Source organism: Deinococcus multiflagellatus (genome assembly GCF_020166415.1).
Taxonomy (GTDB): Bacteria; Deinococcota; Deinococci; order Deinococcales; family Deinococcaceae; genus Deinococcus; species Deinococcus multiflagellatus.
In genome coordinates, this window is the sequence record NZ_JAIQXV010000041.1 from 1 (window position 1) to 6,756 (window position 6,756).

Annotated in this window: 5 protein-coding genes; 1 reads left to right on the top strand and 4 read right to left on the bottom strand. The window is 65.4% G+C overall.

Features of this window, described 5'->3' with window-relative positions; all coding sequences use genetic code 11:
* Positions 1–99: 99 nt before the first annotated feature.
* Entirely contained in the window at positions 100–3,120 is a 3,021-nt protein-coding gene (locus K7W41_RS23030; RefSeq protein WP_224612870.1) for a Tn3 family transposase, read from the bottom strand.
* A 120-nt stretch (positions 3,121–3,240) separates the two neighbouring features.
* On the opposite strand from K7W41_RS23030, the gene K7W41_RS23035 reads away from it, so the two are divergent.
* Complete coding sequence (locus K7W41_RS23035; RefSeq protein ID WP_224612871.1) at positions 3,241–4,101, top strand: tyrosine-type recombinase/integrase; 861 nt, start codon at positions 3,241–3,243, stop codon at positions 4,099–4,101.
* Positions 4,102–4,364: 263 nt separating this feature from the next.
* On the opposite strand, the gene lpdA is transcribed toward K7W41_RS23035, so the two are convergent.
* The 3 genes from lpdA to K7W41_RS23050 are packed head-to-tail and all read right to left on the bottom strand — an operon-like array spanning position 4,365 to position 6,661.
* Positions 4,365–5,744: a dihydrolipoyl dehydrogenase gene (gene lpdA, locus K7W41_RS23040; protein ID WP_119761307.1), complete on the bottom strand. Its 1,380-nt coding sequence runs from the start codon at positions 5,742–5,744 to the stop codon at positions 4,365–4,367.
* Positions 5,741–6,208, bottom strand: coding sequence for a putative iron-sulfur cluster-binding metallochaperone (locus K7W41_RS23045; protein WP_119761309.1), 468 nt, complete (start codon positions 6,206–6,208; stop codon positions 5,741–5,743). The genes lpdA and K7W41_RS23045 overlap by 4 nt, the downstream gene beginning before the upstream one ends.
* Positions 6,209–6,241: 33 nt before the next feature.
* The gene (locus K7W41_RS23050; RefSeq protein WP_119761311.1) at positions 6,242–6,661 is read right to left on the bottom strand and encodes a MerR family DNA-binding protein; all 420 of its coding nucleotides are present in this window, start codon (positions 6,659–6,661) and stop codon (positions 6,242–6,244) included.
* Between the last annotated feature and the right edge of the window lie 95 nt (positions 6,662–6,756).

Here is a 6,756-nt window from a genome sequence, read left to right on the forward strand (position 1 = left end):
GAACGGAAGATGCCCGGATCAAGCTCAAACGCCTCTACCCTCGCTACAAACCTGTGAAACTTTCTTAGCTACGCACTAGAGTTGGAACAGAAGTTCCCGCTAAGGGAGCTGGGCGAGGAACGCCTCGAAGCTGTCCGGGTCGCGCAGGGGTCTGAGCTGCCCGCTGGCGATTTCATCCGGGAGCGTGAAATCGTACCGGCCGAGCATGTTCACATGCTCGTGCAGCAACGGGGACAGCCGCGCCACGTCCTCGTCGTTCACCGCCGTTCCCGATTGCCGCAGGTCGCCCAGCGCCACCCCGATATACCGCGTGTTCCACAACACGATGGCGTTCACCACCAGGCCAAGTGCGCCCAACTGATCCTCCATCCCTTCCCGGTACCGCTGGCGCAGTTCCCCTTTCCGCCCGTGAAACACGGCCCGGGCTACCGCGTGCCGTCCCTCCCCGCGATTCAGTTGCACCAGAATGCGCCGACGGTACGCCTCGTCCTGCACGTAGGCCAGCAGGTACAGCGTCTTCTCGATCCGGCCCAGCTCCGCCACCGCGCGTCCCAACCCGGAGAGGCTACCCCCTCGCTGGAGCGTCCGCATCACCGCCGTCGCTTTCACCTTGCCGAGCTTTAATGACCCGGCCAACCGCAGCATGTCCTCCCAGTGTTCCGCGATCCGCCGCTGATTCACTGCATGGCGGCTCAGGTCGTTCAGGGCACCATAATCGGCGTCCTTCTCCAGACGCCAGAACCGCTGATCTGCAAGATCAGCGAGGCGGGGACTGAACCGGTAGCCCAACAGCGTGAACAGGCCGAACACCACATCGCTGTACCCATGCGTGTCCGCCATGATCTCGCGGGGATCGAGCTGGGTCTGTTGCTCCAGCAGACCCGCCAGGATGAACAGTGAATCCCGCAGCGTCCCCGGCACGACGATGCCGTGAAAGCCCGTGAACTGGTCACTGGTGAAGTTGTAGTACGTCACGCCCCGCTGGGCGCCGAAGTATTTGCTGTTCCAGCCCGCACTCACCGTACGGACGGGCACGACGAAGCGCAGTCCATCGGCGGAAGCGACCTCCCCACCGCCCCAGCTCTGTGCCAGTGGCAGATCGGCCTGGGCGTCCACCAGGCGAGCATTCGCGCCAGTCATGGTCTCCGCCCGGACGTAGTTCTGCTGCACCCACGACAGACGTGAGAGAGTCAGGGCCGGATGCTCTGCCCGGGCGACAGCCTTCAGGCCGATATTGCAGGCCTGCGCCAGCAGGACCGCGCAGACACTCAGAGGCAGGTCCCGCACCTGCGCCTTCCCGTCGGTCAGGTGGGTGAACGTACCTGCAAATCCGGTGAAGGTATGAACTTCCAGGAGCAGCGCAGCCAGGTCCACCGGCGGCAGGCGCCGGGACACCTGCTCGCGGAGATGCAGTAGGCTGAGCGGTTCCTGCTGCGCTTCGAGAGGGGTGAGATTCACCCGCGTGTGGCCCTCCCGCACCTCCAGGTTCAACGCGGTGTTGTGCGTCAAGTTCTCCTCAACTTCACGGTAGGCAGCGGCCAGCTCGGTGCGGAGCAGATCCAGTTCCACCCCCGGATCGAGGGAGCGACCCAGGGCACGGGACAGATCGTCCCGCGCGGCTTCCCAGTCCGGGCCCTGCAACAGTTCCGAACGGGGGTCAGCGTACCGCTCGCCACTCGGCGCGAAGACCTCGCGGCGCTTGATCGCCTGTTGCAGGCGTTCCAGCACACAGAGGGTGTAGGCCTGATGATTGACCTCACCTCTGAGCGGAAACACCCGGCGTTCCCAGGATCTGGGCACGAACGCCCGCGGGGCCTCACTCCACCTGGGTTTCCCCCGCCCGCCAGCTTCCATCCGCCGCAGGAATCTCCAGGCGTCCAGCAGGGGTTTGGCGCAGGGTGTCCCGGCCAGCTCGATCACGCTCAGCAGCGCGGGCAGGAAGCGCCGGACCGTCGTGTAAGAGCCGCTCAAGGCCTGCGGTGCTGGATCGTCGTCCTCACTGGCCAGTTCCCGCACGGTGGACACCGCCTCACGGAGCCGGGTTTCACCCACCTGACCGAACACGGCCCGGCGGATATCCCGCTCGGGGATGTCCGTGTCCAGCAGGACGCGCACCGCGTCACCTAACACCAGGGCCGCCTGGTCGAGGTCCTTCAGTGTGCGCCAGCGTTCCTGCCGCCGCTTCGCTTCCCCCTTGAGGGCCAGGGTGGTCATCAGGGCATCGAACAGGTCCAGGACATCGTCGGTCGCAGTGCGTTCCAGGTGCTGGACGAAGATCAGCAGGGTCGCCAGCCGCCGTTCCTCACCCATCCGTTGCAAGGTCTGCGCCCAGGCCGTCTGAGCGTGCCGGGCGAGTAGAGCCTGCCGGGACTCGGGAAGGTCATTCACGTTGACCTCCCCGATGCCCACGGCCCGGATCTGCTCCACGCGCCCAATCGCGGCATGGAGTGCCGGGGATGTCACGCGGGTGGGGGAAGTGCGCAGCACTTCCAGCAGCGTCAGGCGCTGGCCTTCCGGCAGCCACAGCAAGGCTTCGAGGTTGGCCCGCTGTTCGCGGGTCAGTCGGCGGCTGAGGCCCTCGAAGGTCTGCTGGCTGACCCGCTCGCGCACGCGAGCGACCAGGCGGGCCAGGACCGTCACGCCGGGAAGCACCACCTGCTGGGAGACAAGGTGCGCGGTCGTCAGGTCGAACAGGACACTGGGGCGAACGGTGCTGACGGCGAGCTGAGCGTACAGCCAGCGGATCAGGCGGAACGCCTGGAAGTCGTCGAAGGGGCGGTGGTGCGTGTGCGTCAAGATGACCGTCTGGTGCTCGTACCAGGTGCTGACTCGTCTCCGGTAGTCGGGAAAGACAGTGGAGTCGAGGTGAAGCTGGGTGGCCAGGGTCTGAACGGCACTCGCGGGGACGAGCGTGGGATCGGATAGGAACGTCCCCAGGAAGCGCAGGGTGCAGAGCTGCAAGGCAAAGCCCAGCTTGTTGTGCTCACGCCGTCGTCCGGCGATCAGGGCATGGTCCTGTTCACTGAGGTAGAAGTAACGGGTGAGCTGCTCGGGGGTCGGGTCGGTGTGGAAGCGCCCATATCTGGCCGCCTGTTCGTCGCTGAGGAATTCAACGGGCACGGGTTCCTTCAGTAAATCTCCTTATCACTGGATTCCTCCTTCTTTCCCCCGAACAACGGCGCGCCCAGGTCTCCCGTCTCATGCCCCACGTTTTACACTTATCGCAGGAACGGAGGGGATGTGGACGCGACCACACTGAATAGCCAAGCGGAACGGTTTTTGGCTGAGTTGCACCGGAGCCCCCAGACGGTCCGCGCCTACCGCGCGGACCTGCGCCACCTGACCGGCTGGTTGCGGGAAACGGCGCACGGTCTGGAGAGAGAAGCCCTGGAGGCCTACTTTGCGGTTCATCCACACTGGGCGCCCGCGACGCGCAGCCGGAAGCAGACGACACTGGAACGCTTCTGCCGCTGGGCGCTGCAACATGACCTGCTGGACCGCGATCCCACCCGTCACCTGGAACATCCCCGCCTGCCACCCCCGCATCCGCGAGGGCTGCGACGGGAAGACATCGAGCGCATCTTCGCGGTGATCCCGCCGGAACAGGCGCGGGATGCCCTGCTGTTCAGGCTGGTCTTCGAAACGGGATTGCGAATCGGTGAGGCGCTGGGCATCCATGTCGAAGACCTCGACCTGACGCGGGGGGATGAGCACCTGACCGTGCTGGGGAAGGGAAGTCGGAAGCGGACAGTGCTGCTGGATGATCCCAGGCTGGTGAGTGCCCTGCGGCGTTACCTGAGAACGCTGGGGTACACGCACGGGCCGCTGTTCCAGGCGACCAAGAACGGTCGCGGGGGACCCCTCCGCTACCAGAGCGTGCAGGAACGCTGGCAGGGGTACGCCAGGCGTGCAGGTGTGACCTGCACGCTTCACCAACTCCGACACAGCCATGCGACGGAACTGGTCAACGGGGGCGTGAGTCTGGCGACCATCCGCAAGCGGCTGGGTCACCAGCACATCCAGACGACCTTGCGGTACGCCGAGGTGAGTGACAGCACCGCGGATGCCGAGCTGAGGCGCTGGCGCCGCCAGCGCCACTGAAGCCCCCGCGAACTTCACGAAAGACGATGCGGCCAGAGAACCCTTCCCAGGAGCAGCAGCCCGATCACCAGAAACGGCACGGGCCACCAGCCCGTGAACAGGCTCAGTCCGCCCATCACCAGACCCGACACCAGCAGGGTGTGGGATACGCAGCACAACACGGCGACAAGCAACGGGACGGCCGCTGGTCCTATCCTCTGCCGGACCCTGGATGGGCGACGTGGGAAGACCAGGGGAAGGGGACGTTCACGACGTTTCGTCACTCAGATCCCCTCCTCGAAATGCACGCCGCCCAGAGCACTCGACAAGCCCTCAGCGAGGGTGGGATGAATGTGCAGCATGTCCCGCAGGTCGGTGTACTTCGCTGCCAGGTGCATGGCCGTGATGAGTTCATGGACGATCTCCGCACCCTCGGCCAGCAGGACCGCTGCGCCCAGCAACCGGTCCGTGTCCGCATCCGCCACGACCTTGATGAATCCGGCCGTTTCCCCCAGGGCCCGTGCTTTCGCAATCTTGCGCCCTTCGTAGCGCCCGACCTTCACCCGGTACCCGAGCTGCCGGGCCTCGCGCTCGGTGAGCCCCACCCGGCCGAGCTGCGGGTCGCTGAACACGGCGTAGGGCACCACCCGGTCGCGGATGGAAAGCCCAGCTTGTTTCGTGACGTTCTCGTACACCACCCGGGCGTCGTCCCGTGCCGTGTGGGTGAACATCGGGCCGCCCCGCACGTCCCCCAGCGCCCAGATGCCCGGTACGTTCGTTTCCAGACGGTCGTTGATCCGGATAAAACCCTGGGTATCCAGGGCGACTCCGGCCGCCGGAAGGTTCAACTCATCCGTGTTCGGCTGGCGTCCCCCGGCGACCAGCAGGTGCGAACCTTCCAGTACGTGTTCCGCATCGTCTACACGGACGGTCAGGCGGAGCTGACCGTTCGTGTCTTCGACGGCCGTCGCGGTGGCCCCGGTGAGGATGGTGATGCCTTCCTGCGCGAGCGCCTGCTCCAAAGCACGCGCGATGTCCTCGTCCTCCTCGCTCAGGAGGTGCGGGCCGCGCTGCACCAGGGTCACCTCCGAGCCGAAGCGGCGGTACATCTGCGCGTATTCCACCCCGATGTACCCCCCACCCACGACCAAGAGGTGTCCAGGCAGTTCCGTCAGGTGCAGGGCGCTAGTGGAATCGAGAAAGGGCACGTCGTTCAGCCCAGCGATGCCCGGCATCGCTGGGCGACTCCCGGTATTGATGAACACGCGCGCGGCTTCGATGGTCTCCCCGTCCACGTCCAGGACCTGCGGCCCGGTGAACCGGGCCTGCCCCCGGATCAAGATAACATTCGGGTTCTTCTGGACGTTGACTTCCGCCCCCTGCCGCACGCTGTTCACCAGGTCGTCCTTGCGCCGCATCACCTCGGGCAGCTTGACCTCGACCGGTCCGGCATGAACTCCCCAGTGGGCGGCTTCCCGTGCGACATGCGCCACGCGGGCACTGGCGATCAGGGTCTTGGTGGGAATGCAGCCCCGATTGAGGCAGGTACCGCCCAGTTGATCCCGCTCGACCAGGGCGACGGAGAGTCCCTTGAAGCCCAGTTTGAGGGCCAGGGGGAGACCCGCCATTCCCCCGCCGATCACCACGGCGTCGTAGCGCGTCATACCTGCTCCCGGCTACCCAGGGTCCGCAGGAAGGTCACCACATTTCCCAGGCAGCAACTTCCCTGCGGGTTGTTCACCTCACAGCCGCAGCGCCCCGCCTGTACATGAGCGCGGATGGAAGCATCCAGAGCATCGGCTGTGTCTGAGACGGCCGCCTGGGTGAGGTCGGCACGGGTGTGTCCGAAGCAGTAGCAGACCGGGACCTCTGGAGCCTGATCCTTCTGGAGGACAGGCACCTTGAGGTCCCTACTGCGGTAGGTCTGGGTGGGACTGAAGTACACCACATCGCAAGTGGGGTCCGGGCACAACCGGAAGGCGTCCTCTGGCTCCAGCCTGGCCAGCGCGGGTGGGGTCAGGAGGGCCTTGAGCGTGATCAGTGGCACGCCCTTTCCGCGGGTGCCACTGACCGGGCAGGACGTGACGTCCTGCCCCTGAGCGTTGGGGACGCAGCAGGTGGGTTCCATACCCAAGGCTAAAGTCTCCCCTCAAGGGGAGAGTCAAGGGGAAGGCGGATTCAGGTACACGCAGCCTGCGGTATCACACTCGGGATCGGGGTGAGCCTGAGCGTACGCCAGCCGTTGGGCGAGTTCAGCTTCCAACGCCTGAAGCTGTGCAAGCTGCTGGCGGACGGCCCGGAGATGCACTTGCAACTCGTCACGGACATCCGTGCAGGGCTTCTGACCCTCCGCGCGGAGGCTGAGGATGCGAGCAATTTCGCCGAGGGTAAATCCGACGTGCTGGGCGGAACGGATGAACTGTACGCGCTCCGTGCTGTCTGCGGTGTACATCCGGTAGCCGCTCTCTTTGCGTTCATGCTGGAGGAGGCCAAGGTCGGTCCAGTAGCGCAAGGTCTTGACCCGTTCACCGGTCTCGGTGGCCAGTTGTCCGATGGAGAGCGGAGCTGGCTGAGGGGTCATGACCCGAGTGTTGCAACTTCGCGGGCGGAGCACCGTGGGCTGGATCGCTCAGCACGAGCCTGAGCCTTGGCTTAGCGGGAAATTCTGCTCCAACT